Genomic DNA, 26,013 nt, shown 5'->3' with positions numbered 1-26,013 from the left:
CGATGAAAGAAAAATCAATTATTTTGGTAGGAGGCCCGGATTCGGGAAAATCAAACTATTTAGCTCGGTTATGGCTTGCCATCCAAAGCCAGAAATATGATCTCCTTGCATCGACTACCCCAGGAGATGTAAGATACGTTGAAAGTATAGCCGAACACCTTTTACAGGGACAATTCGTTCCCAGGACAGAGCCCGAAGAAAAGAATCGTGAATTTCACGTAAGTGTAAAAACGAAAGATGAGAGTATCATTGCTGATATAATTGTTCCCGATATTTTAGGCGAGATTTGGGGGCGCGCAGTTTCAACGTTGGAAATCCCAGAAAAATGGCTTAAGGCACTGCGAAAATCAACAGCTGCCGTACTTTTTGTCAGAGTCCAATCTGAAAACAACGTTAATCCTCTGAATTGGGTTACAAGTCAGGAATTATTAAAAATAGGTATTGGTGATGACAAAGAGCAAGTTATACCCACTCAGATTGTTTTGATGGAACTACTTCGATTTATCGATGAAAATATAAACCGAAAATCTAATACAAAACCAAAGGTTGCAATCGTGGTAACTGCATTTGATTTATTGCACGTCGACGAAGCAAAGGATGGCCCTCAAAAATATTTGGAAGATGAATTTCCAATGTTCGCCGGTAGAATTTCGGATATTGACACCCTTGAGGTAAAAGTTTTCGGGAGCAGTGTGGTAAGTGGAGATTTCGAAGCTGAAGGTTTCACTGATCAGTTTTTCAATCGCGGTATCCATAATTCTGGTTATATCGTAGAATTAGGAGCAGATGGAAAATTTGTCGAAAATGATGATATAACAATACCAATTAATTGGTTGTTAAATGTGACCTAAAATTCATGCCATTAAATTTTCAGATTCACAAATATAAAAACGGGCATCAGCTCGTTGGATCAACAATTCAACTTCCAAGAATTGATCAGGATACCATTGACCGATTATCGGATATATCAGGCCAATTACGTCCAGGAGAAATGTTTGAACCCTATTTCACCTGTTATCCCCTTCCTTCTGATAAATATTTTGTTGTTGCGAGGACCTGGCAAGATTTGACGGCACCAAGGGCTGGTTGCGTGCTCACGAAAAGCATTGTTATTCCTATGAGGGAATGGGAGCTTTCGGATCGTGTAAGTTTATTTTTTGACGCGTTGGATTATGCGAATTTTGATCAGGAATTTCCTCAAATCGACACTGCGAATACACCTGCTTTCATTCTTGGTGTAACCGAAGCCCCTGTCGAAGAAATTGCTGAAGCACTGTTTTTAGAACAACGAAAGCCCATCATAATATTCGATTCTACGGAAGCAGAAACCATTATAAAAAGGTTATATACCGCATTTTGGCCATCAATTAGGAAAACGTTCGCGGCATGTTCATTTGCATTATCACCGAGGTCAATTACAAACCGCCCGTTTGATTTGTTATTTTCAAGCAGTAACATTCGTACACGGTTTTCTGACTGGCCAGGTCGCCGGATAGAGGCCGCGTCGACAAAGAATAGAATTGCGCGCCACCATTGGACATCAGAATTAACTAATAAGCTATTTAAAAACGATGTACCCTCTCTCTATGACAAAAGTACTGCTGTTTTTGACTTTGTACATAGCGGGAACGAGAGCACTTTAAGACTTAGTCTTTTGTGGGATGAATTGATGTCCAAAGCAAAATTTGAATCATCTCCAATAGCGATACTTGGGTTACTGGATATTGTAAATTCACAAAAGGAAATTGGTGGTGCATTATATAAAAATTTAAGGCCTTTTATTGAACCCGCTGTTGATAATGCACTTCGAATTTTAAATCCCGATGAGGCCTGGAAATTCTATGCCGGCTTGTTAATAAAACAGAAACGGTTTCGCATAGATAGAGATCTGCTATTAAAAATCATTACCACCTGTCGATCTTTGACAATTGCAAATCCCAATGCAGCTATTGATTTTATTTCGAATTTCAATCCGTCTTCTGAGCAAGTGCCGGTAATATTATTCCGTGCTATTGGTGATGGGCTTGCGGAAACAATGCCTCAATCTCTACCGGCTCTTAGTAAAATCAACAAATTAGTTGGTTTGCAATTGCTTTTGAAGAGCCGAGAATTAGCCAAACAATCAATGAAGCTAATAGAATCAGGCAGAGAACAGCTAACGGATACTATTACAGTATATTTTACAACCGCAAACAAACTACAATTGCAGCGGCTCAAAAACAATTTGTTACAGTATGTCAGAATGCCTGCGCACAAGGATATTACATCCCTATTATTAAAGAAAGCGTCGACTGAACAATATCAGAGAATATTACTTGTTATAGCTAAAAATACACAGTTCCGGTTCCGGGAATTTGATGACATTTTACTGCAATCGACTTTTTATTACAAGGGGTATCAATATTTACTGAAATTAATTATTGATTATGGGCAAGAAAAAGGTGATAAGTTATTAGTGAGCCTACTTCGCGCTAAGCCTGCCTTAATAGGTAACTATTATTTTGATACCACTGTAGTTTCACCATCAAAAACGTCAGTTATTGTTGAAGTGATAAATGGGTTAGATTATGATGCGTTGGCAGACCTAACCAAACAAAACAAATACTTTGATGTCTTATTTGCATTCCTGGTTACTGAGAAAAAAATTCACCGGAATATTGTGGCGGAGCTTGTATTGCTGGCCGATATCGATGTAGATTCAGCATTAGCAATTATAAACAAGCTTCCAGCGCTGGCTATTAACTCTGTAAATATTGACAGACTGATTGTTTTATTAAACAAGGGTTTTGCCCAAAACAAAGTTTCAAATCACATCAGTAAAATTCTTGATAAATTGAATCAAGAAAATGCATCAACCGTTGTCAGAGCAATTTTTAGCCGGGATGTCGACAATCAATTGTTGGAGAAGATAATTTATGCGTTATTAAATACCTCCGGACCCGTACTGAAAAAATGTTTGTCAGATCACATTGATATTATAAGCGAGCAACTGGCCGGAAGCGTATTAAACCCAGATCTTGAAGAAAGCTGGATCAGTATTTTTAAACTATCAAAGCATTTGGAAAAACAAACAAGAGCAGCTATTTCTATGTTAATTTATGCTTATAATCAGGACAAAAAGGACCCTGCTAATTTAATTACTGCTGCCTTCCCGGTAGTTTATGATACTTTGCTGCATAATCGTAACCTGGTTCAATCCATCGCCTATTGGGTATTCCCTGATTGGGACAAATGCAAAACCCTGCGACATGACTTAACAGACCGATATATAAACTCTGACTGGCCTGTGGCTGGGCTTTTACAGGTCGCACGAAAAACCGGTATTATGAAAGAGATAATTTCCATCTTAGGAAATAGTAAAGATGGTAGGAAATATATTGAGCAAATTATCGATGAGCGCGAAGAAGGGCAGTTGCTATTGGACAAGGTGACCTTCAAACAATTAAAAAAACAAGTCAAAAAATAGGACGTTTTTCCACGTCTCACAGGATTATTTGATATGCATCTTTAAAAATTGTTCAATAACCAAAGCAGGAATTAAAAATGGCTTTTTCTCCAATGTGATTTCAATTAAGTTAGGTTTAACTACATAGGTACCTTTGAAATTTCCTCCTACGGCTTTAAAATCGAAAATCCCATTACTAGTATTTCCCTCAAACGAACCTTCATAATCTTTCGATTGTTTTTTTCCATAAGCCAAAAGATTATCGATATTTTCTGTAAATGGAATATTAATTAAAGTCATGCTGTCTAAGGTATCATTCAGAATTATATTTTTGGCTTAAGTGTTTTCCTCTGCGACTTATCCATTTTGTTTAGGTGATCACGTATTAACAGGCCTATTTCCGGCATCCCTGTTTTTATCCAGGCTTTCTTTAGTGCTGCTTTCTCTGCAACGAGAACCGCTTGTCCATCAAGACGTGCCAATAAGGTCGGCTTCTTCATGCCGTCAAACAAAGAAATCTCCGCAAAGGTACTTCTGAAATCGTTGATGTATTTCAAATTCATTTCAAAGACCCCCTTAATTGTATTCGCGTCGACATCATGCCCGCCTTCTATCACGCGACGCTGGACCCGCGATTTACAATCCTTGATCTTGTCCAAGCCGAGATAATTCAGCTGGATCTGGTAGCCTTTATTTTCAAATTTATCAATATATTTCCAGTAGTCGGGATGGGATAAAGGAGTCTCCAGAACAAAATGCCTGTTTAAGGTAATGGCTTCATCCATTGCCTCCTCCAACCGGGCTTCCATTAGCCGCAACGCCTGTCCCGGAATGTCCTGTTCTGGAATGTTTTTGTCGCGTAATTCCTGCTCAAAGCGGGTGCGTGTTTTATCCCTGTCGAAAGAAACGATCCCTTCAAAATCGTCGGGCAAAAGAAATTGTATAAAAGTTGATTTTCCCGCGCCGTTCGGGCCTGAAATGACTAAAAGTGTCGGCTTAGAATAATCCATTTTTTACCCTGACGTTGATCGCTTCGGCTTTTGTCAATACCCGAATCCGCTTTGATTTAAGTGATCCTTCTACTTCATAAACTTCCTGAAGTTCCATTCGCCCGTCAGCATATTCCAGGTAAGATTGCCCGTCGGGTAAGTCTTCCGACAAAATGAGGAAAGGTAAAGCCAATTCAAATTTTTTAGCACGCAGGTCGTTAAAGGCCGCGTTAACTTTGCGCTCCTGTACCAAAATTTCAGATTCCAATGCTGTCATAGCCGTCCGTGTTAACTATTTTTATGCTTGCTTGTTAAACTTAAATATACAAAATTTGTTGCGAATGGGCAAGCTTTTTCCGGTTAAAATACACTGTAAATATCTATTATGTTTTCCTGATCACCAAATGCGCCAGCGCCGGATCGCTCAGTAACCGTTCCATCTCCAGTTCGATGATATCCCGGATATCCTGTTTGATCTGTAAATAATTCCGCTCTACGATCGCCGCACTGATCTTCCTCACCTCCGGCAAAGCCACGTACCCATCGATCTCCTTTTTCAAAGCCGCATGGTCATTCACGATCTCGCAGTGAAACGCCTTTAACTCTATCTTACAATCGGGGTTATCCGCCACCATCCCCACAAACTCGCCGGAACTCAAAGCCGATATCCGCGACGGCGGCACCGCCGCCTCCAGCTGCTTAGACCGGCTGATGGAAGTATCGTTACTGTTAATGGACAGGCTTTCCCGGTCCTGCATGATCCGCCCGATCTTTTCGGATACGGATTTGGCCGTATCGCCCGATACCTGTCCCACGGCCATATTGCCGGTAATATTCATAATCACATCCGCCTGCTCCCGCCCGTAATCCTTGCGCAATTGGCTGGCATCCTGGATACCCAAACAGGTCGATATTAAATTGCTGCGCCCGGTACTGATCGTCGGTATAATATCCGTCGTCAGCGTCGGGAACTCGTCAAACACGAGGCTGCATTTGAGCTTATCCTTCTGGTTAATGATCTTCAGCAGCCGGTTGGTAAACAGCGACAACACCGCACCATAGATCTGTATTTTCTGCGGATTATTACCCATGCAGACGATCTTCGGTTCGTTCGGGTTATTGATATCCAGCGTAAACTCATTACCCGATAAGACATAATACAATTGCGGCGAAGCGATCCGTGCCATCGTGATCTTCGCCGATGCGATCTGCCCCTCCAGCTGCTCCACCGCGTCCCGCTTGTAGGCGCTGATAAACGGGTTGATCAGCACATCGATTTCCTTCTGCGTGCTCAGCAGCGTAAACAAACTGTCATAGTCCGCCTGCATCAGCTCGATCACATGCGGCAGCGTGCAGAATTCGCCATCATTATACTTCCGCAGGTACCAGATGATCGCGGTCAGAAAGTTGATCGGCGATTCCACGAAAAAGTCCCCCTGCCGCTTGATCCATTCCCGGTTCAACCCCAGCAATATGGTTCGCGCCGATTCCACCGCATCTGTCAGGTCCAGCATCGCCGAAGGGTCCAAAGGGTTGCAGCGGCTGCTCCTTGACAGATCATCAAAATTAATGGAGTAGAACTTCGGTTCCACCTGGTAAAGGTGCTTATATTTCAGCCAGGTATTGTAAGCGATCACCGCCAGGTCCGGCATCTTGAAATCATAAACAAACATCGCAAAACCCTTGCGGATATGCTGCGTGATCACATGCCGGATAATAAAGTAGCTCTTCCCCGAACCCGGCGAACCCAGCACCAAAAGCGCCCGAAACAAATTGATAAAATTGATCCAGCCATTGCGCACCTTACCCTTCAGCACATAGCGCACCGGCAGGTTCACCGAGAACTCATTTTCCAGCAGCCGCTCCTCCTGCGGAAAGGTCTCCTGGTCACGGTTAAAAATATCCCCCGCCAACTTATCCCGGATGATCCGCGATAACATCGTACCACCGCTCAGCACCAGCAGGAATCCCAAACCGCACACTCCCATATACAACAGCGCAACGGCCATTATTTTTCCCCTCACCAGTAAAACCAGCCCGCTCAAAAAGAAGAAAACCAGCCCCGCCAGCACATACAGCAAAGCCGTCTTCAACGTCTGCTTCTCATCCTTCTTTCCCCGCACCCCGATCAGCGCGATCCCCAGAAAACCCAGCGCCACCAGCTTCGGCTTGAGAAAACTGCTGAACAGCCCCGTCTTCACCACATTCGCCAGCAGCCTGTCCGTGATCCCCGACACCAGGTCCCAGCCCACAAACGCGCCATAGCATTCCTTATAAAAATGTAACAGCAATACCACAATACTGATCAGCCTCGTCATATCGAGGATCTTGCGCATCGCCTGATCGTTTTCCCCCGTCTGCATCTTATCCTCCTCACCTTAAAACCATCTCCAAAACCAAATCCATCAACCCGGCGAAATCCGCAGCCGCTTCTTCTTTTTACGCCGCGTGCGCTTCAGTTCCTGATCCATCCCGCCAGCCGTATCCCCATCCACCAACAGCGCTTCCGCAAACCGGGAAACATCACCATCCAATCCCGCAGCCCGCCCGAAATCCGGTATAAACTCACGCGTTTCCCCCGTCTTTGCACGACCCGCCTGCCTCACCCGTTTGACCCGTTCGCCGTTTTGTTTTTTCCCCTCACCGGCCACCACGTTGTTGCAGCGTTCCAAAATGGCTTTGGCACTAAATGCCTTGCCCAGCTCACTGCCATTAAACACGATCTTTTGCTGGTGATCCACATAGGTTAAACCGTAGATCAAACCCTCCGCATTTTGCCGGATCACCAGGTCAATCCCTTTTTCCCGCAGACGCTCTTTCAACACCTCGAGCGACACCGCGCCATTCAGCAAAGCCATATTCACCGCATTGGCCACCCGGGCCTTGCGCTCCAGTTTCAAAGACTCGTTCTTCGCGAACCGGACCTGCAAATTTTTCAGCGTAGGCTTACTGGCAAAATCACTTGCCTTGATCGGCACACCCACCTTATTCCCCTGTTCGTCCAGCATACGAAACACCAGCCCCTTATGCCTGTTGACCCTTGAACCCTCCGAGCCCGTATCCGCCACCAGGTTATATAAACCCAGCACCGCATTGAATTGCGCCAGGGAAGAAAACCGGTACTGATCAGTTACCACATTGATGATACCGTTCATCGCTTTTTTAGTTTCCATCCGCCCATATAAAGCCCGCCCAACATTTACCGGCTTGAACCGCAGCACCGCATCCTGCTCTGCATTACCCGCCTGCACCAAACCATAGCGCAATTCGATCTCCTGGCGCGCCTGCTTCGATTGGTTTCGTCCAATATTGTGCATATTGATCGCGCTGCCATCCGCTTTAATATTGGTCGTCAGCAGGTGAATATGCGGGTGCCTTGCATCAAAATGCTGGTACAATAAATAAGGCTGCCCGCCAAAACCGATTTTCTCCAGATAGACCTCCGCGATCTCTTTCAGCAAGTCTTCCGAAGGCTTTTCCGAGGGATGAAAATTCAGCGAAACATGCAGCGTATTCACCTTCGTCCGCTGGTTCAATTCCGTCAGTAATTCCAGTCTCCGCAGCTTCTGATGGAAGTTCATATCGGCCGCATCCATCGGATAAAATCCGGCCTCTAAACAGACCGCCAGACCCGTCTGCACCTTGCGCTCATTGTAGTTCAGGCAATCCCTCAAACTTTTATGCGTATGGACTACTGCAACCATTGCTCACTCACCGAATTGATCTTCAATTTCACCACCTCGAACAGCTCAAAATAACGGTCCCGATCACGCCCGAAACGCTCCACCCAAGCCTGCATCTGGGGCGAGTGATCCGTCATATTCAGCCGGTGCACCGCCTGGTTAAAATTGACCCCGATCGCATGCAGTTCACGGCGTAAAACCACCAGTTCCTCCAGCAGCTCATCCGTTGATTTGTTTCGCGAATAAACCGTGATCCGCTTCCCGAACAGCACCCGCCGCACAAATTCCGACAGCTTTTTCACCGTGCTGTTCTTCCAGCTTTTTTCCAGCTCAATAAATTCATCTGCCGTCAGCCGCAAGCCGACGATCCGCTTCCGACCCGCAATAACGGCACGTTCTTTCTCTTCCATCACATCACCTCCCAAACCAATCGAACACTAAATACAGCCTAAAAAAAACAGGTTTCACCCGCCCCCGAGTTCCGAGGATAGGGCGGCCAGATCCAGTTGTTGTTAAACAACTGTACATCTGGCCGAACGCAAACCGGGCGTTCTCCCGGTTTCTCCCGGTGAGGGGAAAAAGCAAACCCCGACGACATCAACACAAGGCAGAACACCCAGTCAAGTCAGCCAAATCAAACCGCATTTCGCAAACCAGGGCGTAAACTAACCGAAGGTTTCTGTACTTCCCCCTTATGCCTACGCCAATCGTTCAGATCCTTAAACTGCGCATACCAGCCGCTTTCATCCACAAACCGCGGACCCAAACCCAAGGCATAATTCCGGTAGGCCAGCCCCGTCACATCCCGGTCGAGCCATAAATGAACCCGCTGATGTCCATCCAGAAAAGGCAGCGCACGGTCAAACAAACCCGCGCCGTTCAGCACCACGAAGTCCAGCGATTTCGGGTCAGTATAAGGGTGTAAAGCAACCCAGGAAAGAAAGTCCATAAAGCCCTCGAAAACATGCACCGAATCCGCGCCCGAACGCAAGCAGGTAATGTCCTTCGGCGCGCTGCTCTGCTTAAAATTCCGGTTACGGATTTCCCAGCCGCCCGCATCATTCTGAAAGCCGATCCCGTAGTAATTCCGGCCGCCTACGCCATAAGAAACTTCAGAACAAAACGCATCTGCCACCGCCACCGGTATAGACCTTTCATGCAGGTAATTTTTGAGCGGGTAAGCATAGATCGGCCGCACCGACTGAACCACTAATTTGCTGTCAGCACCGGCCCGCCCTTCATGCAGGCCCACCTCATGTAACGGGAGCTGCTGAGGGGAAAAAGAAACATTTATCCGCCCCGGTAATTCACCAACCGGACAGTTGTGGAAACGCAGCAGAAAGTCCAGCGGATTACCACCCGCTGCCAGTCCGAAATCATACCATTCATTGTTCACCCGGTCTACGTGAAAACTTGCCGTCCGTTCCTCCCGCAAAGGTGAGCGGTACCAGTAATCCGTATCATTTTTCCTGCGCGACACCGGCGCATAACCCAGCCTTTCCAGCAAGGCAACCAAGTCCAGTTCCCGCAGCCGGGAAAGCGAAAACGCCTCGTTTGTAAAATCCATCCCACTCATCTTTTTCACAATTACTGATCAAAAGTAGAGCAGCCGATTCACATATACCTATCCTCCCCATATTTTAATGAGGATGTGATATCTCGACAATATTAATTTTTGACCGATTACGTATTAAATGATAATTTGCAAAAAACTTAAACCATGGCCGCGCAACCTCAAAAGAAAAAATATAACCCTGTACTGATAACCGCATGGGTCTTAATCATCATCAGTTCCCTTACCACTATTTACTTCCTGGTCAATATCGCCCTTAACCATTACTGGATTTGGGGAGGTGATTTAAAAATTGCGGAGACAGGTGCCGTCGGTGATTTTATCGGGGGCTTTGTCGGTACAATAATTAATGCGGCTGCATTTTTATTCCTCTATTTAACACTAAAAGACCAACGCAAAGGAACCAAAGACCAACGTAAATCTTTTGAGAAGGAACGCTTTGAAAGTCGTTTTTTTGAATTGCTGAGACTTCATAAGGAAAATGTGAATGAGATGGAATATAATGACCCGATTGATGAGCGAAAAAAATACGTCGGCCGACGCGTATTTAAATACATTAATGATCAGGTTGAAAGCTGCATGAAAGAGATTAATCCAATTTTCGACGATCATACCGATGACCAAATTTACACGCAAGAAGGCTTGGACCGGTTACAAAACATTTTGACTTACCGCAGCAACATTGATATAACCAATTGGGCACTATGCGACATTTCTTACACCATCGTGTTTTTTGGCTTGTCTGAGCCGGATTTCGAAACGCTATCAAGGCACCTGGCAAGGACTTATCAGTCAGCTTTCTTCCTTAAAGTATTGAATTATGTCCATCTGAGACCGGTGACAAAATCAAAGAAGAAAAAATACTGGGAGCTAATAAAAAAAGAAGGCTGGACGGAAGTTATCGAGGCTGTGCGCAGTATCGGCTTGTCCAAAAACTATGCAATTGAAGAATCCGAAAAAAACACTTATCGTCACGGTATTAAGGTATTTCAAAGCAAAAAATATTTTAAATATTACGGCGGCCATCAATATAAACTCGGTCATTATTTCCGGCATTTATATCAAACTGTTAAATATGTTGATGAACAGCCCAGCATGACTTATCAGCAAAAATATGCCTACATGAAAACATTGCGGGCACAAATATCAAATTACGAACAAGTCATTATGTTTTTTAATTCGCTGTCTTTCATGGGTGGAGCCTGGGAATTGACGCATTATGATTCGCCTGACGTGAATACTCACCTGTTCACGAAATATAATCTGATCAAGAATATGCCGGAGCTGTTTTTATTTCGGTTTGTTATGGTAAGGCACTACTATCCGGATATTGCTTTTGAATTTGAAGCAATGCCTCCTGGTCGCGTCAATTTGATAGCACAATACAGGTAACATATCCTCCCCATATTTTAATGAGGATCGTTTCAAAACAACAACCGACCTTTGAGCCATTCATTAACCTTTAAAATATTTGCATTATGGCAACGAACAGTGTGTTAGGAACGGTCTTTGAAACTTTATTGTGCAGCCCCGGAATGAGCGAAGCCGTAAAGATCGATCTGAAAGTCAGCCGGAAGACCATTTTATTATTAAACAGCCTGATTGAAAACGGCATCGGCACCGAAGCCAATGCTTCCGGGCTGGCCGGGTTGATCCCCGGGGAAGATCGCGAAGAATTAAAGAACTTTGGGGAGGAATGCCTGAAAAAGGCCGGGCTGAAAGAGCTCAGCGAAAAAATCAAGACACTGAAAAGTTAAAACCTGGCCGGTCAACGAACCGGCCTTACACAATTACCGAAGTGTCATCAGCAGGATAGGTTAGCGGCAATAATTCCGTTATCGACCACTCCGGCTTCCGGTTTAAACGGCTGTTCATTTCTTCGTTCAAATCGCAGTACAGCTGCTCATAGATTCCGCTGTCCCTGGCTACGCGATCAATCCCTGCTTTTCTCTGCGCCAGGTCAGATAAAAATGTCCTGTGCTTCATTTGGCCTTGCAGCAATTGATCCAAACGTTTGCGCAAGGCATTCAATTCGTAAGCGTCGATCAGCCCTTTCATGGCATCTACACATACTTCTGCATCTTCCGGTCGCCCCAAAAAATCGAGAATTTCGTATTTGCAGCGCAGGCAATTGAAATGATTTTCGCGATGATGCAAGCGATCATAGGTACCAATAACTTTATCCAGATCGGTCAGCATATCCAGCAGCAGCGCAACGTCCTCTTCGGCGACCTTACCATCGATCATCAGGGTCGCTTTGTTCCAATTGTTAAAACCATAAAAATGATATACTTTGGCAAATTCCCAGTCTATCTTCTGCATGATCAGGTTGCTTAACGCCAAGAAGTTTTGATGTTTCAAAGCATATCCGTAGAGCTGCTGGAGCTGGCTGAGAAACTGCTCATCAAACTTTAGCCAGTCCGTTTCTAACTGGTCGCGTATCGTGTCGGTTTTGCGCCCCATACTCATCAGCGAATTTTTAGCCAGTTCATGCAACAGTAACGTGGATTCAAGATTCAGTATTTTTGCATACGCCACCACGCGCATATCGTGGAACTCAGGGCGCTTAGCGATGATTTGCATGGCACCTGCATAATATTTGCCGATCCGTGCGCCCTGCTCGGATTCCCGGTTTTGCATAAACTGGTTATACAGGTTTTCCAATTGGAGAAATGTGCCGACACCTTCATTTTTAACAATCTCCGCAGTCTCCTTCCGGAAATCCGGTTCACTCAACAATCCCAGCATATAGCGGACCCGCGCCAAAGTATGACGCAGCATGCTTTTGTCCTCCGGGTGCAATTGGTCAGATTCGTTATGGGCCAATTTTAATAATTCGACCGCTCTAAACAGGTTGGACCCATGGTAATAAGCTAAACCGCAAACCATGTTAAAAGTGGGTGAGACCTTTCCCCTTGGCTGGGTGCGTTGCTCAATTTCCATGATCTGCGTAAATGCATGCCTGTTAAGCAGCTCATAACCCACCTGTTCGATAAATTCAATATTTTGTTCTACACTGTAAACGTCCCTCTGCTCATCGATGACAAAGCCCCTTGCGGGCTGATCGCTGTCACGGTGTACCCGCAGATGCGTACCCAGTTTTTGCAGCAAAATACCGTTCTCAAAAGTTTCTTTGTAGATCGCGTCGAGTTGCGTCCGATCCAGTATTTTTTTAAATTTTATGGTATAGTTTTTTGGCAGGCAGCCGGGCTTATGTTTAGTCATAAGGCTATGGTACACCTCGGCGACTGTAGCAATGTAAAAGCTATCCCCCGGAAGATCATAAAGGATATAATAAGCCGGCAGGCCGAAGTTTAACAGGTAATTAAGATTACTGGTCTCCACTGGGTAAGAAATGGAACCGTCCCGAAGTTTTTTAACCGATTCCGTGGATTTAACCTGAATAGCAAAACGAAAATTAGTGTATATCCCGTCTTGCTTGATCTCCCCGATAAGATCGATCCCCTTGTCCCGCTGGTTTTCCGGCCGCAGTTCAAAAAGCTCCGGATCAAACAACAACGCAAGCTTGTTCCGCGAGATGGTCTCTAAAGTCTCCTGGCGACTTGATTTAGGTAAGTGCGGATTTCGGTTCATCCGTTAAATTTAATAATCTTTTAAATGTTAATGCAAAGCCTTGATTTGCCGGGTGGTGAGTGTGGCCAGATGTTCTACCCACTGCGCAGCTATAGCACGGATATCTTCGTTAGTGAGTTCAGTATCGTATAATTTTTTATGCCAGGTGGTACCATGATGGGAAGGTTTGAATGCGAAGTAATAGTCATCAAAGAAGATATACAGGTCACCATGCACATCAAAAGCATCCACCCCCGCTTTTTTAAAACCACGCAAAATGATATGGGTACCAATCTCGGTAACATTCCCTTTGATCACTGCCAGTTCAATATCAGCTGAAGTATAAAAGGCAAATGGCCGCCTGTCAATGGAATTGGTGGTTTCGTACGAAGTAAACAAGGGATAAATAACTTGCTGCAAAGCCGGTTGTGCCGCAGCAATTATCGCAGGCAATGTTTCGTTAAACAGACGTTGAATGGCCAGGTTGTCCCGCTTTACCCGGAGCTCCCGGCCTTTGAACAGATTGGTGGCTTTCTGAAGAAGTGCTACGGACGGCTGTTCAAAAGTTTGTTTAAGCATGTCCAAGATATCCTTGTCTTCCTCATCAAGTTCTATATGCTCCTGCGAATAATTTACGTACAGTGTATCTGACCAAGAGTTGCCATCTGACCAGACAAGTGATACAAATATCCCCGCAAGGCCTTTGTGCGGTGCCATAACGGAAACTTCCGTAATACTTTTTATAAAATTTAGCGGCGCATCCATGTCCGTTTCCGATAGCGATGCAGGTATGGTCATCATGCGGATCAGTTCTATCCGGGCAAGCCTGTTCAGTAATGGCAGGTTATCCTTATAGGTCCGGTAATACATCGGAAAATAAGAACCCATCATCGGTTTTACAACCCAACTGCCAAACGGCATGCCCAGGTTGCGTTCTATCATTTGTTTAGCATGGTGTTCCCCTTTGACCAACTGAAAGTCGCCGTTCGCGATCAAGATATCACCATCATAAGTTCCTGCAATATCTGACCCTAACTCATCCAACGATATCCTTCTTATCTCCGGGTAAACTTTTACCGTGATTTCATGACGCCCTTTTGCATTAACGTGCCAATCAAATCCTTCCTGCAATAACCGCCCCTCGTTTTGCGACTCAATGATCACATACCGGCGAATCGGCAGCAGTTCATTTTTGCCAAAGTTGCGCAGGCGTTCCAAATTGCCAAACAAGAAATCCTTAACTATGAATGTCCAGGCATCTCCTTTGGCACCGATCCATTCACCAGTAAACATCAGGTCAATATCGAGCACGACCAAAGTCTCCGATCCTTTTTGAATTTCACTTTCAGCATTTAATAACGCTTTGGAGGCCCTATCTTCTGCCGCGTTCTTCCAGGCTTTCAGCACGGGGGCCGGATAAGTAATTTCGTCCAGGTCAACTGCCCGTGCATGCATATTACATAACCAGATACCGTTTTCGGGCGAAGACCTTTCTTCTGGTGTCATATTCGGCTGATAACGCGGACCTCCTACGGCAGCGGCACAAATATGAGCCGCCTGTCCCAGATTCATCGCTTTATTGGGATTCGATTGATGAGGACCTATAGTGATATTGGTGCAGCCCGGACTGCTGCACTGATATGCAACGCGTTGCGCCAATAACAGTTTCGTCGGTTTGCTGAATTCATCTCTATTTTTTGCCATCTCTGATGCTAAAATAAGCAGATAGCGTTTAAAACAGAACTAATACTTATCCGATTAGCCAAACCCGGCTATCTCACTATAATATCAGGATACTTTAAAACAGCGATAACTGTACCCGGCTCACCTCTAAAGCAGCGATCGCTTTCAGCGTCTTTTGCAAGACATCCTGCTTGTAATTGCAGGTATCCGGGTTGCCCAAATATTTGGTCATCTGCGCTTTCATGTCATTCAACGCTGTTTCAAGCGCTTCGTCCCGGGAATTAAACTTTTTACAAAATACACAAAGCGGCCCGCTGCTCCCGGCAGTGCCGTAGTTACAACTCAGGGCATAGGCCCAAAGCCCATTCGGCCCGCAGCCGATTCGCACTTCGCTTTGTTCCAGCTTAATATCCTCACGTTCCAGAAATTTTGGTGCGGCAAACCATCCGTACTCATTAAAGGCAATATCGGTAAAGCCGAACTCCAGGGCATGGCGGTGCTCGTTTAAATTCATGGTGATCGCCCGGAAACAATCACCGAAACCGGCAAACCATTTTATTTTTTCAGCATCACCACCGGAAATTGCCGAAACGATCTCTGAAAGGATTCCTTTTTCATAAGGCATCAGGTGATGCTCCGCCAGATAAGCATCTATGGCAGGTTGGGACTGAAGGGTTAATGCAAACTTTTCCATAAGCTAAGTATTAAGTTTTTATTGCCCTACAGCGCCGCCCGCCGCTTTGTCAAGGGCCGCGGCAGCGCCGCGGTTCATATACCCTTGATAAAGCGGTTAGGGCGGCGCTACCTTCGCATGCCCAAAAACTTAATCCTTAGCGGATAGGAATGCCCGCCGTCCCAATTCCAGTGATGCCATCAGCGTAGCGGCTTTAGCCACACCCACGCCCGGAAATCTGCAGAAGTCTTCTGCAGTCCGCGATAGCAAACGCGCCGGCTCATCCTTTACTGATTTCATAATCCGCTTACACAGGTCAAGCACCGACAGTTCCGAACTACCCGTACAAAGCAGGATCGCCAGCAATTCAGCGTTGCTCAGTGAACCCGCGCCCAGCGCATGCAGCTTTTCCCGTGGCCGGTCGTATACCGGCAAAGCTTTGACCCCTTTCACATCTTCGACCACTTTCAGCTTCGGCTCTGCGGGTGTCAGGTCGCCATAAGCCAGCCGCCCCAGCACCATCGCCAAAGCCTCCACGAACATCGCCAGGTCTTCCTCCCAAAGCTGGATCGTCCGCCGGTAACGCGTCGGGTCATTCTGAAACTGTTCGCTCGATGTGATCAGTACAAAATGCGTATCGTTCGCTGCTTTCTTTACATCAATAAAATAATGCTTCCTCCCGTGGCTAAACGTCTCGCTCGCCAGCGTCGGAAATCTTGTTTTAACTGCTTCCATGGTATGTATTGTTGGTGTACCCTACAAAATTGCCACTCCCTGCAATCAAAAATTAGAAAACCCTGTTATTTAATCGTTTATAAACGTTTCAATCCTTAGCCGAACAGATCAGCCGATGCCCGAAACCAACAGCGAACCGAACCTTAAAACCTGCCTCGAATGTGGTGAGCACCTTGGCCCTGGCCGCGAGGACAGGAAGTTCTGCAACGACATCTGCCGTACGGCCTATAATAACCGCAGAAGAAAAGAACCCGCGCCCGCCGGCAAGCTGCCCCAGCTTTTCGACAAGGAAACTGACAGTACCCGCCACGTCTACGAGATCCTGCTAAACAACCGCAGCATCCTTTATCACTATAACGAATTCTTTGGCGACCAGATCGAAGTCCGTGACCTCATCGGCCGCGGCTTTAACCTCAAATTCTTTACCAGTGAGTACCTGGCATCCGATGGCGGGACCTATCGCTTCTGTTTTGACTATGGTTACTACATCCGGGGAGAAATGGCCTATATCCTGGAGCGGCCGGAAGAAACATTTTAGCAGACAAAAACAACAAGAACAGCGAGCACCGTATCAAACAGCAACTGCCGTGGTTTTGGTCAGCGCAGGGACGGCTTCAGCCGCCTGCGCTGGCGCAGCGCAACCAAAACCACGGCTGTTGCGTCGGCGGACAGGGCTGGTGAGCCGGAGCGGCTTGCGCCACCGGCGCGAAGAGCGCAGGTGAACCTGCCCTTCCGCAGAAAAGCAGCTAAATTTTGATAATGTTACTGCATGGAACAAGGTAGCACTGCCACCTGATTTATTCCCTGTCGGCCGTATTGCACCTATCCAATAATTCATTGAACGTGAGGCAGGACAGGAAATCATCCAGCTTATAGCCCTATAGCAGCGTATATTTTGTAAAGCGGGATGACCGCAAATGAAAAGAAATAAATCCCAGTGCACTTAGACCTATTACCTGATACGTGCGTAGACCGATCCGTAGCCATCGTCAATCATGACATCGTAGGTGTACAGCGTATCATTCCTAATAACAAGCGAGCGACCTGGCTGATCAGCGATCTTTAACAGATCAACTATCTCTCCGCGGTATTGAACATTTCGCTGGATGTAAAACCTTCCCTGCATTTTAAGGGTGTCGTTTTTATACATTTTTAAGGTGCTGTCTGCGCCGTAAATCTGCGTTTGGTTATATCCCACAGTGGCCGGCGTCAAGGTGTTCCCGGCGATACCGCCCTGCGACCGGACCCAGCGCCAGCTTCCGGTGATATCGTCAGACACAGGGTTAACGGACGCGCTTTTCTTACAGGCGGAAGCGGCACATAAGAGAAACGCACCGGTTAGCATAGCAAAGTATTTCATAGTGTATATAATTGGTTTACAGCTATTACGCAGGAGGCGGCCGGAGTGTAACAGCGGACGATTAGTTTAATTTAATTTAACACGGAGCGACTATCTTTGTCCGGCATGTTACAACAAATAGGCGAACAGGAATTACTGGCAGCGATCAGAAACGGCACTTATGCCGCTTTTGAGGAGATGCACCGTCGGCACTATACCGGGCTGCTTGCCCTGGCCATCCGTAAAACTGGCGATGAGGCAGAAGCTTATGATCTGCTGCAGGATATGTTTGCCGAACTTTGGGTCAAACGGGAAGGTTTCCATATTACCAACCCATTGGAAAATTACTTGAAAAACCGGTTGTGGTTCAAACTTTCAGGCTATTTCCGCACTAAAGTGTTTCGCGCAAAGCACTATCAGGATTTCGCTGATTTTTTACAGCATCAGGAGGAGTCCGCCACCCGGCAAGATGCCGAAACGATCAAGGAAATCGAAGCACAATACGGGATCATCCTGGAAATCATAGGCCGCACAGTCAGTGAAATGCCCGATAAAATGCGGGAGATCTTTATCCTGAACAAGGATAATCATTATACCGTCGCCGAGATCGCCGAACAGCTTGCGATTTCACCCAAAACCGTCCGCAACCAGCTCAATAATGCCATGAACCGCATCAGACAAGCGACCGGCGAACATTCGCTGTCCGCCATTCAACTGCTCGCCCTGCTCTGGTTAACAATTTAGTAATACATAATTAACGTTAAATTTCTGGGTCAAACAGCTGATCCCTGCTTATTACCTTTAGTATGCAGGAAGAAAGAAAATACTTAGATGAACTTTTTCAGAAATACCGCCAGGGAACGGTAACTGAAAAGGAAAAAGAATTGATCGCCCGCTGGCTTGAACAACTCGATGCGGCTGAGGATGAACCGGAACAAAGCCGCCTGGATCTGGCGGCTGACCGTTCCCGCCGGGAGTTCCGCGCCAAATTCCAGCCGGAGGAAATCAACCAAACCAAAATTGTCAGTTTGCCGCTTTGGCTAAGAAGTGTGGCAGCCAGTATTTTGGCATTGCTGAGCATTACGGCCGGCTTCTATATTTACCATAACAGGCAGGCGACGACGCAAACTGCTTACGAACAGCAAAGTACCGGTACCGGGCAGATGAAAACCATTACCCTGGCTGATGGTACCCGGATCACCCTAAATAACCGCAGTCGGTTAAAGTACCCCGTCAGTTTCGCGGCTGACAAAAGAGAGGTGACCCTGAGCGGTGAAGCCTTCTTTGAGGTTAACCATGAGCCGACCAGGCCTTTCATTGTGCATACCGATAAAATTAATGTTCAGGTGTTGGGTACTTCTTTTAACATTCAGGATTATCCCGATGACGTGGACCTTTCTGTGGCAGTTGTTTCAGGCAAGGTTGGCGTCATGCAAAAAAATATAAAAACCGCTTACCTGATAGCGGGCGATGCCTTGGCCTATCACCGGCTTAGCGGCAAAACCGACCTGTTTAAAATAGATGGCCGGGCCGTAACCGCCTGGCAGCAGGGCGTGCTGGTATTCGACAACGAGCAACTGGAAAGCATCACCCGCAAGCTGGAACGTTTTTACAAAGTTTCCTTCGTCTTTAAAAACCAGGCTTTAAAAAGAAGCGAACTTTCGCTCAAGGTTAAGAATCAAAGCCTCGCGGTCGTCATGAGCGCGCTGAGTATCTCCGGGGATTTCCATTACAAAATCAGCAAGGCCCGGGTTACCATCTGGTAATTAATCAACCATTCACCCTAAAAGAAGGAGTATTTATGTAAAGACCAAAGCCATTTTTAACAGGCGGACAAAAAAGAAGGAGCGAAAGTGGTGGAACACTCCCGCTCGGTATAGCTTCCTGATCCGTCATTTTTTCGGGACAACAAATCACTTAATAAAACTATGAACAATTATACAAAAATAAATGTAACCCAACTCCTGTTTGCTATGACCAGATTTACCTTGATGGTAACCATCGTTAGCCTGACCATGACGGGTATTTTAATGGCAGCTGAAGTACATTCGCAAAGTTTGCAAACCAGCGTCACGCTGACAACCAGATCTTCGAAAGCTTCTGATGTTTTTAAGCAGATAGAGCATCAAACCGAATTTACGTTTTCTTATTCCGGCGCCGTCGGCAGAAAGCTGCTGACTATTAAAACGGACAAACAAGTCCTGGCCGATCTTTTAAAAGAACTGGCAAAAAACCAAAGGCTGGATTTTACCCAACTGGGCAGCCTGATCGCGATCAGGGAATTGCCCCCGCCGCCTGCTCCGGGTATGATCACAGGCAAGGTACTGGACGAAAAGGGCGAGCCATTACCCGGTGCTACTATTAAGGTAGTCGAAACAGGGGCAGGTATCCAGTCCAATGTGGACGGGACTTACCTGCTCAAGTTAGCGCCGGGAACCTACACGCTTGAAGTCAGCTTTGTTTCCTATCAAACGAAACGTATTACCGGCGTGACAGTTAGCGAAGGCAAAAGCACGCTATTGGATATCGCCATGACACTGGCATCCAATCAACTGGCTACGGTAACGGTTACCGGTGACTATAAAAGATCATCTTTAGAAGGCCTGTACGCCAAACAAAAGAGCAACACCGCCATGACCGATGGCATCAGCGCTGAGCAGATCGCCCGTACGCCGGATAAGAACATCGGCGAAAGCCTTAAACGTATCAGCGGTGTCAACGTACTGGAAAATAAATTCGTTGTGGTACGCGGCCTGGGCGAACGCTACAACAGCACTATGATGAACGGGCAGGTGATGCCGAGCACGGAAATGAACCGCAAGCAGTTTTCTTTTGATATTATCCCGGCTGGTATGGTGGATAACATTACCATCTATAAGACCATTAACCCGGACAAAAGTGCCGAGTTCGGAGGCGGACTGGTGGAAGTGAATACGAAGAATATCCCGACCGAAAACTATTTCAATATCACTTTCGGCGAGAATTATAATGACAAAACCACCGGAAGGAATTTCCGTGGCCTCAATATCAGCACCCGAAACTACTTCGGCTCTGCGTCATCTGATCGCACTTTACTGGGCCGCACAGACTGGAAGAACGTGGATAATATCCGCGCGGATTATGCGGCCAAAGGCTCAGATGCCAAATTGTTTAACAATAACTGGAAATTGTATAATTACAGCCCCCCGGTATCGCCCAATTTCCAGGCCGCTTTCGGGCGGGTGATCAACCTGAAAAACAACGACCAGATTGGCATCATCGCCTCAGCCAGTTACCGCAATACCTGGCAAAATTCGGACGTGATCATGGGCCGGAACGGCTATGGGGGAAGCGACGCGCAGGAAGAATTGTATGGTTTTACCGGCAACCGCTATGGTTTTACGACAAACCTCGGTGGGATAGCGGGTATCGGCTATACCGGAAAGCAATTTAAACTGGGCCTGCAAAGTGTTTACCTGCGTACACTCGACCAGCAACTGGTATTCGGTACGGGCGATAAAAACGACTATGGGCAGGCTGTTGGTTATTACGACCTCACGACGCAGACCAGCATGCTGCAAAACCAGCTGAAAGGTGAAAAAGGTTTTGGCAGCAAAGGCGTTAAACTGAACTGGCTGCTGAGCTATACCACGCTGGACCGCCAGAAACCGGATAATCACCAGCTGGATGCCCGGTATATGGGTACCGCGAGTGACAATCCGAACAACACCGCATCGGATTTCAGCATCATGAACCCGGAAAGCAACCTGTTGTCCGCAGGGGTATTGCGTAACTGGAGCCGTTCCTACGAAAAGAACCTGGGCTGGAACCTGGATCTGACCGTGCCGCTAAAATTCAGTGTTGCTAAAACTTCGGTTAGCAACAGTTTCAAAACCGGCTACGCAGGCTGGCAGAAAGACCGTTTGTTTTGGGTAGCTAATACCTCATCCCAGTTCTTCGGCAGCAGCGACCCGCAACCGATCAGCGAGACTTTTGACCCGCTAACACATCCTGCTGGGACTATTACCATTAGCGACTTCAGCGACCAGTATCATAACAAGGCGACTTTGCACGCAGGCTATGTGATGCTGGACAGCAAGATCGGCAGCAAGCTGCGCCTTATCGGCGGCCTGCGCGGCGAATATTATGACCTCAACCGCGTGAATACCCTGCTGGAAACCTTTGTAAAAAACCAGATCGACAAGAATAAAGATGTGACGGATTACAGTGATGTGTACGGTTTAGAGCCTAAATTCAACCTCTTTCCGTCCGCAGCGCTGACCTATAGCCTGACCCCGAAAATGAACCTGCGATTATCGTACGCGAAAAGTATCATCCGTCCGGACCTGCGGGAGCTGGCCTACTTCCGGGAGTACGATTTCGAACTGGGCGGCACCTACCAGAGCAATACACCGATCCGTTCCACCAAGATCGACAATTTTGATTTCCGCTACGAATGGTACCCGAACGCGGGCGAGATCCTGTCCTTTTCGCTGTTCTATAAAAAGCTGAAATACCCGATGGAGATCTATTCACCGGGCAACCGTCAATACGAACTCCGTAACGACCAATCGGCAAAAAACAAGGGGATCGAAGTAGAAGCCCGGAAATCATTCGCTTTTACGGATCTGCCGGTACTCCGTAACCTCACCGTGTACGGTAACTTCACCCGCCTATTCGCTAAAGTGACCCCGATGACCGTGGTTTACCGCAACTCCGATCCGGCGCAGCCTAACAAGATCATCGTGACCGATAATCCGGGGCCGGAAGTGGATCGTCCGCAGGCCGGGGCCAGTAACTATACTTACAATGCCGGTCTGTATTATGATGCAAAACCTTTTTCGCTCAGTCTGAGCTACAACTATATTACCAACCGGGTATTTCGTGCGGCGGACGTGTACCAGGAATCCTTATTTGAAACGCCGCTGCCATCTTTTGACGGGCAGTTCACGGTCAATTTGCTGAAAGATAAAGCACAGGTCAAATTCAATGTCAGCAATTTGCTCAATAAGGCCAGCCGGGTGTATGCCAAACGAAACGGTGTCGATTCCAAAACCCTGCTTTACGAAAAAGGCGACTTTATCGATTACCAGGCCAATCCGGGACGGACCTACGGCCTGAGTATCAACTATAATTTTTAATGATTAGCTATAGAAACACACAGATGAAAAATATAACAACAAAACTACTGCTTTTTGCAGGCGGTCTTTTATTGCTGGCTTCCTGTGCTAAAAAGGAAGAATTGCCAAATACAACTTATTACGGCAGAGTGCTCGTGGAAGTAGCTGCCTTGCCGGGCACACCGGCCCTGGAAGTGCGGTACAAGGGACAGAAGATCGGTGACCTGCCACTAATGCAACCGGGAACTGCCGTGGAAGCAAGCGCAAATGCGAAACTGGCTGTTTATGTGAAAGGGACCGATCAGCTTGTCGCCGATACGGTTATAAATTTAAAAAAGAATGAATTGTCAACTTATAAAGTAGCCTACAATAAAGACCTGGGTATTTCCGGCTGGATCAGCAGTAAGCCCGTGCAGGCCGATACCCTTTCAGTTCAACTGCTGAATAACCTGGGCGACTTTTATAAAGCCTACCCGGCTTACGATCTGTGCATTTTTTATTATGATTATAATACTGGAACGCTGGAAGATTTCAACGAAACGATTAGTGACTTTCAAAAGATCAAGCTATCTGGTCCTGCCATTTTACTGCCCTATTATTTCGGTGATAAAGCTAACGGGTTACCAAGTGTTTTTGTTGGTAAGCTGAAAGACAAGGCTACCGGCCAATTCATCACCATGCCTTCTTCCGGTCAGGATTTTTTTTTGCTGCCCCAGGTGGACGGCGGCGCCAATTACATTTTTAATTTGTACGATACTTCCGGTGAAGTAACTGTAGACTACGTTATGTTATAACTATCTATAGACATAGGCAGGCTGAACAGCCTGCCTATTATTACATTATAATTATGACAACGACTTACATCGCCATTATTATCTTATTGATATTGGCCTAATTGTTTTACTGTTTGCACGATGGTTTGACCGGATCTACTACATCCCTTTTTTAAATACGCTGAATAATCAAAGAATGAAATCTGAATATTGCCCGCACCTTATCCGGGCAGGCTTACTGGCTGCCTTGGGCGGATCAGTATTTTGGGCAGCATTGGCCTGGTTATGTTACTCCTTTTAAAAAAATAATGGATGGATTTAACGAAAGTTTAACCGGCTGTATCAAATTCTGAGCTGGAATTCAAATAACTTTAAATAAAAAACAAACATGAAAAAATACTTCTTTTCCACTTTGATGTTGCTACTGGTGATGGCTTCCGTAGCATCGGCACAAACAAAAATTGATAAATACTGCCAGGTATTAGTAGGCAATAATAATTACACTCTTTACCTTAAAAAAAGCTCGGCGAAGATCTCTTTCGGGGATAGGAAGGAACTGTTTGCACCGAAAGACACGACGATATTTCAGCAGTTAAAAAAAGTGAACAGCCTGACGACAGAAACTGATGTCCTGAACTACATGAGCCAGCTGGGCTGGTCGGTGGTCAATATCCATGCGATCACGAACAAATGGGAAGTCATCTACTTTAAAAAGGAATTTGACCGTTCTGAATTTGCTCAATAAACCAGGGAGTCCATGTCCAGGGTAAAAATCATTGTTAATATGGAGTTTACATTGGTTTGTTAATTTTAACCTGATTACCTACAAAAGCAGTGCAGACAGTCAACCCTCCCTTTTCCTTTGAAAAACTTTACCGGGAACAGTGGTCGGCACTTTACCTCTTTGCTTATAATATCGTCCGGGATCGGGAAATTGCCAGGGACATTGTACAGGAAGTGTTTACCGCCCTGTTGCAAAACCCAAATCCAGCCAGCATAGAAAACCATCAGGCTTATTTACAACAGGCTGTGAAATACCAGGTATATAATCTCGTACGTGCAGACAAAGTGCAGCTCCGGGCTTTTGAGCAAGTAACGCCTCCAACTACCGCTGATAGCACCAATGAACTGATCAGCTTTAAGGAATTGAGCAGGGCTTTTGATCTCTCCATCGTATCTTTACCTGTTAAGTGCCGCGAAATATTTGATTTAAAACAACAGGGTTTTACAGCCAGGCAGATTGCCCGGGATACAGGTTTATCCATTCGTACAGTGGAAACACATTTATATAACGCCGTCAAAAAAATACGTACCTCGCTCGCCCAACTCATCTCTTTGGCGGCGTTTTTAGCTTTTCTGCCATTTTAAAAAAATATCTTTATTCAGGCTACGTAGTTTTAGCGTTTCAGGTTACTTACATTAAAGAGGTAACATGGATCGCAGAAAATTTCTCGAACTTTTTGAAAAGCAGCAACAGCGTACCATCACGCCTGCTGAGGAGCAGTTGCTGGAAAAATGGTTTGACGGACTGCAAAAGACAGGTCTTTCGGACTGGGATCAGCAAGCGGTAGGCGATCACGCGCAACTGGAAGCGGAAATTTATAATGCCGTGATTACCCGGGAAAATAACAAGGTCCGGCGCATGGCTTACCCCTACTGGTACGGGATAGCGGCATCTTTGCTGCTCATTTGTTCCATCGCCTTTTTTAGTATCCGTAATGCTAAGCATACGCCGTCCGCACCAATAGCCTATCAAACCAGCCGTACAGCTTACGGCGAAGTGAAAAAGATCGCCTTACCGGACGGCTCTGAGATCTGGCTGAATGCGGGGAGCAGCATCCGTTACCCCCAGACCTTTGGCCGAACCAGGGAGATCATCTTAAACGGAGAAGCTTTTTTTGAGGTTGTTCACGACAAGGACCGGCCCTTTATCGTGCATGCCGGAACGCTTAATACCCAGGTACTGGGCACCAGCTTTAATATCAAGGCATATCCCGATGACGCGGGAGCCGTCGTTGCGGTAGCAACAGGCAAGGTGGGTGTTTATCACAAGGGTGGCGCTACCGAATTCCTGACACCGGGACAAGCAGTCAATTACGAGAAGCATACCGGTCGTATCGCAAAAATAAGTACTTCCATTGCCGATGCCACTGCCTGGAAAACCGGCAGGCTGGTTTACCGTAATGTTTTATTGTCGGAGGCACTGCTGGACCTGTACCATAAATACGGGGTGAAAGTAGGTGTTGCCGCCAGTATGCGCCATTGCCGCATTTACGGCACCTTTGAACATGACCGGCTGGAAAAACTACTGGAAATGCTGAGTTATTCGGTCAATGGTAAGGTCATTAAAACGGAATCCGGCTACGAGATCCGGGGCAAGGGTTGTAACTAAATGATGGTTGAATTAAAACGATGAAATATATGAGATAGAAAAGAAGAAAAACAACC

24 protein-coding genes are annotated in these 26,013 nt (G+C 46.3%); 12 read left to right on the top strand and 12 right to left on the bottom strand.

Features of this window, described 5'->3' with window-relative positions:
- The first annotated feature begins 2 nt into the window (after nucleotides 1-2).
- Both BDD43_RS11385 and BDD43_RS11380 read left to right on the top strand, forming a co-directional pair.
- The gene (locus tag BDD43_RS11385) at nucleotides 3-851 is read left to right on the top strand and encodes a TRAFAC clade GTPase domain-containing protein (RefSeq protein WP_121197784.1); all 849 of its coding nucleotides are present in this window, start codon (nucleotides 3-5) and stop codon (nucleotides 849-851) included.
- 5 nt (nucleotides 852-856) lie between these two features.
- Nucleotides 857-3,466, top strand: coding sequence for a GAP1-N1 domain-containing protein (locus tag BDD43_RS11380; protein ID WP_147425620.1), 2,610 nt, complete (start codon nucleotides 857-859; stop codon nucleotides 3,464-3,466).
- A gap of 24 nt (nucleotides 3,467-3,490) precedes the next feature.
- Here BDD43_RS11380 and BDD43_RS11375 read toward each other — a convergent pair whose 3' ends face one another.
- From BDD43_RS11375 to BDD43_RS11345, 7 genes are all read right to left on the bottom strand, one after another.
- Nucleotides 3,491-3,745, bottom strand: a complete 255-nt coding sequence (locus BDD43_RS11375) for a hypothetical protein (RefSeq protein ID WP_121197782.1) — start codon at nucleotides 3,743-3,745, stop codon at nucleotides 3,491-3,493.
- A 23-nt stretch (nucleotides 3,746-3,768) separates the two neighbouring features.
- Nucleotides 3,769-4,455, bottom strand: coding sequence for a zeta toxin family protein (locus BDD43_RS11370; RefSeq protein ID WP_121197781.1), 687 nt, complete (start codon nucleotides 4,453-4,455; stop codon nucleotides 3,769-3,771).
- Nucleotides 4,442-4,711, bottom strand: a complete 270-nt coding sequence (locus BDD43_RS11365) for a hypothetical protein (RefSeq protein ID WP_121197780.1) — start codon at nucleotides 4,709-4,711, stop codon at nucleotides 4,442-4,444. The genes BDD43_RS11370 and BDD43_RS11365 overlap by 14 nt, the downstream gene beginning before the upstream one ends.
- A gap of 106 nt (nucleotides 4,712-4,817) precedes the next feature.
- Nucleotides 4,818-6,797 carry a conjugal transfer protein MobC gene (mobC, locus tag BDD43_RS11360; protein WP_121197779.1) on the bottom strand — a complete coding sequence of 660 codons (1,980 nt, stop codon included), beginning with the start codon at nucleotides 6,795-6,797 and terminating at the stop codon, nucleotides 4,818-4,820.
- A 42-nt stretch (nucleotides 6,798-6,839) separates the two neighbouring features.
- Nucleotides 6,840-8,138 (bottom strand): relaxase/mobilization nuclease domain-containing protein, encoded by a 1,299-nt coding sequence (locus tag BDD43_RS11355; RefSeq protein WP_121197778.1) that lies wholly within the window; start codon nucleotides 8,136-8,138, stop codon nucleotides 6,840-6,842.
- Nucleotides 8,126-8,527 carry a plasmid mobilization protein gene (locus BDD43_RS11350; protein ID WP_121197777.1) on the bottom strand — a complete coding sequence of 134 codons (402 nt, stop codon included), beginning with the start codon at nucleotides 8,525-8,527 and terminating at the stop codon, nucleotides 8,126-8,128. The genes BDD43_RS11355 and BDD43_RS11350 overlap by 13 nt, the downstream gene beginning before the upstream one ends.
- A 224-nt stretch (nucleotides 8,528-8,751) precedes the next feature.
- Nucleotides 8,752-9,693: a CHC2 zinc finger domain-containing protein gene (locus BDD43_RS11345; RefSeq protein WP_121197776.1), complete on the bottom strand. Its 942-nt coding sequence runs from the start codon at nucleotides 9,691-9,693 to the stop codon at nucleotides 8,752-8,754.
- A gap of 144 nt (nucleotides 9,694-9,837) precedes the next feature.
- On the opposite strand from BDD43_RS11345, the gene BDD43_RS11340 reads away from it, so the two are divergent.
- Both BDD43_RS11340 and BDD43_RS11335 read left to right on the top strand, forming a co-directional pair.
- The gene (locus tag BDD43_RS11340) at nucleotides 9,838-11,082 is read left to right on the top strand and encodes a putative phage abortive infection protein (protein ID WP_121197775.1); all 1,245 of its coding nucleotides are present in this window, start codon (nucleotides 9,838-9,840) and stop codon (nucleotides 11,080-11,082) included.
- Nucleotides 11,083-11,168: 86 nt separating this feature from the next.
- Nucleotides 11,169-11,447: a hypothetical protein gene (locus tag BDD43_RS11335; RefSeq protein ID WP_121197774.1), complete on the top strand. Its 279-nt coding sequence runs from the start codon at nucleotides 11,169-11,171 to the stop codon at nucleotides 11,445-11,447.
- A gap of 25 nt (nucleotides 11,448-11,472) precedes the next feature.
- On the opposite strand, the gene BDD43_RS11330 is transcribed toward BDD43_RS11335, so the two are convergent.
- From BDD43_RS11330 to BDD43_RS11315, 4 genes are all read right to left on the bottom strand, one after another.
- Complete coding sequence (locus BDD43_RS11330) at nucleotides 11,473-13,284, bottom strand: DUF4365 domain-containing protein (RefSeq protein WP_121197773.1); 1,812 nt, start codon at nucleotides 13,282-13,284, stop codon at nucleotides 11,473-11,475.
- 27 nt (nucleotides 13,285-13,311) lie between these two features.
- Nucleotides 13,312-14,835 carry a hypothetical protein gene (locus BDD43_RS11325; RefSeq protein ID WP_147425619.1) on the bottom strand — a complete coding sequence of 508 codons (1,524 nt, stop codon included), beginning with the start codon at nucleotides 14,833-14,835 and terminating at the stop codon, nucleotides 13,312-13,314.
- 226 nt (nucleotides 14,836-15,061) lie between these two features.
- On the bottom strand, nucleotides 15,062-15,640 hold the full coding sequence (locus BDD43_RS11320) for a hypothetical protein (protein ID WP_121197771.1): 579 nt from the start codon (nucleotides 15,638-15,640) through the stop codon (nucleotides 15,062-15,064).
- A 129-nt stretch (nucleotides 15,641-15,769) separates the two neighbouring features.
- Nucleotides 15,770-16,354, bottom strand: coding sequence for a UPF0758 domain-containing protein (locus BDD43_RS11315; protein ID WP_121197770.1), 585 nt, complete (start codon nucleotides 16,352-16,354; stop codon nucleotides 15,770-15,772).
- Nucleotides 16,355-16,469: 115 nt separating this feature from the next.
- On the opposite strand from BDD43_RS11315, the gene BDD43_RS11310 reads away from it, so the two are divergent.
- Nucleotides 16,470-16,892: a hypothetical protein gene (locus BDD43_RS11310; RefSeq protein WP_121197769.1), complete on the top strand. Its 423-nt coding sequence runs from the start codon at nucleotides 16,470-16,472 to the stop codon at nucleotides 16,890-16,892.
- A 414-nt stretch (nucleotides 16,893-17,306) separates the two neighbouring features.
- Here the strand turns inward: BDD43_RS11310 and BDD43_RS11300 are convergent, their stop codons facing one another.
- On the bottom strand, nucleotides 17,307-17,714 hold the full coding sequence (locus BDD43_RS11300; RefSeq protein WP_121197767.1) for a hypothetical protein: 408 nt from the start codon (nucleotides 17,712-17,714) through the stop codon (nucleotides 17,307-17,309).
- Nucleotides 17,715-17,819: 105 nt separating this feature from the next.
- On the opposite strand from BDD43_RS11300, the gene BDD43_RS11295 reads away from it, so the two are divergent.
- The 7 genes from BDD43_RS11295 (at nucleotide 17,820) to BDD43_RS11260 (ending at nucleotide 25,957) form a co-directional block, all read left to right on the top strand.
- Complete coding sequence (locus BDD43_RS11295; protein WP_121197766.1) at nucleotides 17,820-18,437, top strand: sigma-70 family RNA polymerase sigma factor; 618 nt, start codon at nucleotides 17,820-17,822, stop codon at nucleotides 18,435-18,437.
- Between the two features lie 62 nt (nucleotides 18,438-18,499).
- Entirely contained in the window at nucleotides 18,500-19,459 is a 960-nt protein-coding gene (locus tag BDD43_RS11290; protein ID WP_121197765.1) for a FecR family protein, read from the top strand.
- 207 nt (nucleotides 19,460-19,666) lie between these two features.
- Complete coding sequence (locus BDD43_RS11285) at nucleotides 19,667-22,813, top strand: TonB-dependent receptor (RefSeq protein WP_162847048.1); 3,147 nt, start codon at nucleotides 19,667-19,669, stop codon at nucleotides 22,811-22,813.
- 23 nt (nucleotides 22,814-22,836) lie between these two features.
- Nucleotides 22,837-23,586: a hypothetical protein gene (locus BDD43_RS11280; protein ID WP_121197764.1), complete on the top strand. Its 750-nt coding sequence runs from the start codon at nucleotides 22,837-22,839 to the stop codon at nucleotides 23,584-23,586.
- Between the two features lie 367 nt (nucleotides 23,587-23,953).
- Nucleotides 23,954-24,310, top strand: coding sequence for a hypothetical protein (locus BDD43_RS11270; protein WP_121197763.1), 357 nt, complete (start codon nucleotides 23,954-23,956; stop codon nucleotides 24,308-24,310).
- Nucleotides 24,311-24,399: 89 nt separating this feature from the next.
- Complete coding sequence (locus BDD43_RS11265) at nucleotides 24,400-24,933, top strand: sigma-70 family RNA polymerase sigma factor (RefSeq protein WP_121197762.1); 534 nt, start codon at nucleotides 24,400-24,402, stop codon at nucleotides 24,931-24,933.
- A 64-nt stretch (nucleotides 24,934-24,997) separates the two neighbouring features.
- Nucleotides 24,998-25,957, top strand: coding sequence for a FecR family protein (locus BDD43_RS11260; protein WP_121197761.1), 960 nt, complete (start codon nucleotides 24,998-25,000; stop codon nucleotides 25,955-25,957).
- Nucleotides 25,958-26,013: the final 56 nt, after the last annotated feature.

It is taken from the genome of Mucilaginibacter gracilis (assembly GCF_003633615.1).
Lineage (GTDB): Bacteria > Bacteroidota > Bacteroidia > Sphingobacteriales > Sphingobacteriaceae > Mucilaginibacter > Mucilaginibacter gracilis.
Note: the sequence above shows the minus strand (reverse complement) of the source record. Positions and strands in the feature narration are given on the sequence as shown.